The organism is Nitratireductor sp. GZWM139 (genome assembly GCF_030068685.1).
Lineage (GTDB): Bacteria > Pseudomonadota > Alphaproteobacteria > Rhizobiales > Rhizobiaceae > Nitratireductor > Nitratireductor aquimarinus.
Window position 1 is genome coordinate 1 of sequence record NZ_JAMQML010000042.1, and the last position, 3,402, is coordinate 3,402.

The 3,402-nt window shown below is 62.1% G+C and carries 4 protein-coding genes; all 4 read right to left on the reverse strand.

The genetic code is table 11. The features are described from left to right. Positions 1–193 precede the first annotated feature (193 nt). Positions 194–1,045 (reverse strand): ABC transporter permease, encoded by an 852-nt coding sequence (locus tag NDI72_RS21735; RefSeq protein WP_283801771.1) that lies wholly within the window; start codon positions 1,043–1,045, stop codon positions 194–196. Next, positions 1,042–1,956 (reverse strand): ABC transporter permease, encoded by a 915-nt coding sequence (locus tag NDI72_RS21740; RefSeq protein WP_283801772.1) that lies wholly within the window; start codon positions 1,954–1,956, stop codon positions 1,042–1,044. The genes NDI72_RS21735 and NDI72_RS21740 overlap by 4 nt, the downstream gene beginning before the upstream one ends. After that, entirely contained in the window at positions 1,953–3,050 is a 1,098-nt protein-coding gene (locus NDI72_RS21745) for an ABC transporter ATP-binding protein (RefSeq protein WP_283801773.1), read from the reverse strand. The genes NDI72_RS21740 and NDI72_RS21745 overlap by 4 nt, the downstream gene beginning before the upstream one ends. A gap of 10 nt (positions 3,051–3,060) precedes the next feature. Then, on the reverse strand, positions 3,061–3,402 hold a 342-nt coding region (locus NDI72_RS21750; RefSeq protein ID WP_283801774.1), incomplete at its 5' end, for an amidohydrolase family protein.

Here is a 3,402-nt window from a genome sequence, read left to right on the forward strand (position 1 = left end):
CTTCGAACTGCCGCTGAGAAGCTCGAGCGCCACGATATCCGTTCTCTTGTGAACAGAATTTTCTGCCCCATTGTCAGAAATCAAGTCAAGTCCTCCTGGACTTCCAGTCGGCCAGCAATAGTCCTGCTCCCCGACATGACGCAAGTCGCGCCGTTCGGTAATGTCGAGTGTAGCCCGGGCATCAGGCCGTTGCTCAGCCCTCTTTCGCCATCATCCTCAAGGTTCGCCTCCGAAGCAATTCGGCCGACAAGAATGCGAGAACCGAAACGATGATCGTCAATACAGAAACCGACGCGATGGTGGGTTCAAGGCCGAAGCGGATGCTGTCCCACATTTTCCTCGGCAATGTAACGGCCCCCGTTCCCGACACAAAGAGTGCGACGATGAGTTCGTCGAATGAAGTCACGAATGCCAGCAGGGCTCCAGCCACGATCCCGGGTCTTATTATCGGAAGCGTTATGTATCGGAACGTCTGCCAGCGTGTCGCGCCCAGGTTCTGTGCAGCGTGCTCGAGCCTTTCATTGAAGCCGTAAAGGGTCGCCGTCACGTTGAGCACGACGAAGGGCGCGGCCAGCGCGCTGTGGGCCGCTATGATTGCAAGCGGCGAGCCGATCAGGCCGATGCGGACATAGAAGAAATACACGGCGATGGCGACGACGATCCCCGGCACGATCAGCGGCGACAGAATGCAGGCATTGATGATGCGCTTGCCGGGGAAGCGTCCGCGTACCATGCCGATGGAAGCGGCAGTGCCGAGTATGGTCGCGATGACGGTGACGCAGGCCGCCGTCCAGACACTGAGGATCGTCGCATCGACCCAGCCCGGCTGGTTCAGGTAGTCGACATACCAGCGCAAGCTGAATCCCGACGGCGGAAACGACAGATAGTTAGCCGAGGAAAAGGAAACTATGACGATCACGAGAATGGGCGCGACCAGGAAGAGCATGATCGTGCCCGCGGTCAGTTCAAGCAGCACATTGCCGGCATTGCGCGACAGCCAGGTGCCGAGGGAACGGCGGCCAGCGGTTTGGTGAGAATACGTCATCGCACAAACATCCGTTCGATACCGATCATCCTGTCGAAGATGGCGAACACGAGCAGGGAGAAGAAAAGCAGAAGCGACGCCAGAACGGCGGCGAAGTTCCATTCATACATGTCCAGTTGCTGCGCGATCAGCATCGCGATCGTCACGTCCCTCTGCCCGCCCAGGAGCGCCGGCGTGATGTAGAAGCCCAAGGCCAGGATGAACACGACGAGACAGCCGGCCGCCACGCCCGGTTTCGACAGCGGCGCCACCACGTGAAGAAAGATCTTGCCCCTCGATGCGCCCATCCCCTCGGCAGCCCGCAGAAGCGTCGAGTCGATGCTGCGCAGCACGGAGTAGAGCGGAAGGATCATGAAGGGCAGCAGCACGTAGACCATGGACACATAGACGGCAAAGGTCGTGTAGAGCATGTTGAGCGGCTCGGTGGTCAGGCCGGCCCGCATCAGCCAGTCGTTGAAGATGCCGTTGCGTCCCAGAAGCACCATCCAGGCATAGGACCGCACGAGGATACTCGTCCAGAACGGCAGCAGCACGAGCGCGAACATCACCATTGCGCGGGTAGGCGAGGCACGGCTCATCGCATAGGCGAGCGGGTAGGCGAGGACGAGGCAGACCAGGGTGGTGATCACCGCCAGCCACACGGTACCACTGAACACGCGCCAGTAGATCGGGGTTTCCGCCATGCGGGCGAAATATTGCAGCGTCAGCCCTTGCGGGCCGATCACGCTGTCGGCCAGCATCGCGGCAACGGGATAGATGTAGAAGACCAGCAGGTAGAGGATGAGCGGCACGACGAGAAGAGCGTAGCGAAGCTGCTGCGAGCGCGCAATGCGCCGGTACATGCGCCGGCGCTGCTCCTCGGTGGAGAAGCTCATCGCGTCATGGGAGGAGGGCTGGACCGTATCCGTCATGAGACGGGCGCCCTGAGAATCCGGGTGTCGGCGGGGTGCCAGGCAAGCTCCACCGTTTCACCGGGGCTCACCTGCCGTTGGCCGAACTGGGTAGGATGCTTGACGATCAGCGGCTCTCTCCCATCGAGGCCGACGACGACCCGATGGTGGTCCCCGACATAGATGGCTTCGATGACCCGCCCGGACAGCCGGTTCGTACGCCCGTCATTCTCGTCGTCCGCGAACCACATCTTTTCCGGCCTGACAACGATCAGCGCGTCGTCGCCGGCGCTAAACTGGCCGGCAAGCTGACCGACCATCTTGTTTCCGTTCAGCATCATGCTGCCCTCGTTTGCCGAAACCTGCTCGATCTTGCCCTCCAGCATGTTCGATTCACCAAGGAAACTGGCAACGAAACTGTCGACCGGGCGATCATAGAGATCGGAGGGCGTGCCCATCTGCGCAATCCGCGCCTCGTTCATCAGAATGACGCGATCCGACATGACCAGGGCTTCCTCCTGGTCATGGGTGACGTAGATCACAGTCACACCGAGATCGCGCTGGATCCGCTTCACCTCGATCTGCAGCTTCTGGCGGAGCTGCTTGTCCAGAGCGCCGAGCGGCTCGTCCATGAGCAGCAGCGGCGCGTCGAAGACGATGGCCCTGGCGAAGGCGACACGCTGCTGCTGGCCGCCGGAGAGCTGACGCGGGAAGCGGCTGTCGTAGCCGGTGAGGCCGACCGTCTCCAGCGCCACGCGAACCCGCCGCCGCGTTTCCTCCTCATCGCGTCCGCGCATCCTCAGGGGGAAGGCGACATTCTGATAGACGGACATGTGCGGGAACAACGCATAATTCTGGAAGATCATGCCGATGTTCCGGCTGCGGGGCTGCACCGTAGCGACGCTCGTGTCGTTGATGAGGATGTCGCCGCCCGTCGGCACCTCGAAGCCGGCGATCATCATCAACGTGGTGGTCTTGCCCGAGCCGCTCGGCCCGAGCAGGGTGATGAACTCGCCGCCACTGATGTCGAAGCTCACATCGTCGACGGCCTTCACCGTGCCGAAGGCCTTCTGCAGGTTCTCGCACCTGACGGAGGCGCCTTTGATGGTCGTCATAGTCCCTCCTTCACGGCCCGGCTGCCCAAGGCAGGGAAAGGGGCGCAATGTCAAGCGAAGCGCGGCCGCGCGGATCCAGTCCCGGCACCATCTCTTCCATCCTTCGCTGATCTTTCACAAGCGTGGCGAGCGCGCCACGGTGATCGAGCGTGACCACCTCGCCATCGCGCACCACTTGCCGCCCGTCGACGAAGACGTGGCGAACGGCTCTGTCTGCCGCATGGAAGAGCAGGCAGCGAAGTGGATCACGCACCGGCTGCATCCAGCGCTCGCTCAGATCGACAAGGACGAGGTCGGCTTTCGCCCCGACCGCGAGGCGTCCGATGTCGTCGCGCAGCAGGGCCGTCGCCCC

What these genes read in the sequence shown, in the direction of transcription:
- NDI72_RS21745 (WP_283801773.1), bottom strand. Translation starts at nt 3,050, where the DNA reads ATGACGACCATCAAAGGCGCCTCCGTCAGGTGCGAGAACCTGCAGAAG.
- NDI72_RS21735 (WP_283801771.1), bottom strand. Translation starts at nt 1,045, where the DNA reads ATGACGTATTCTCACCAAACCGCTGGCCGCCGTTCCCTCGGCACCTGG.
- NDI72_RS21740 (WP_283801772.1), bottom strand. Translation starts at nt 1,956, where the DNA reads ATGACGGATACGGTCCAGCCCTCCTCCCATGACGCGATGAGCTTCTCC.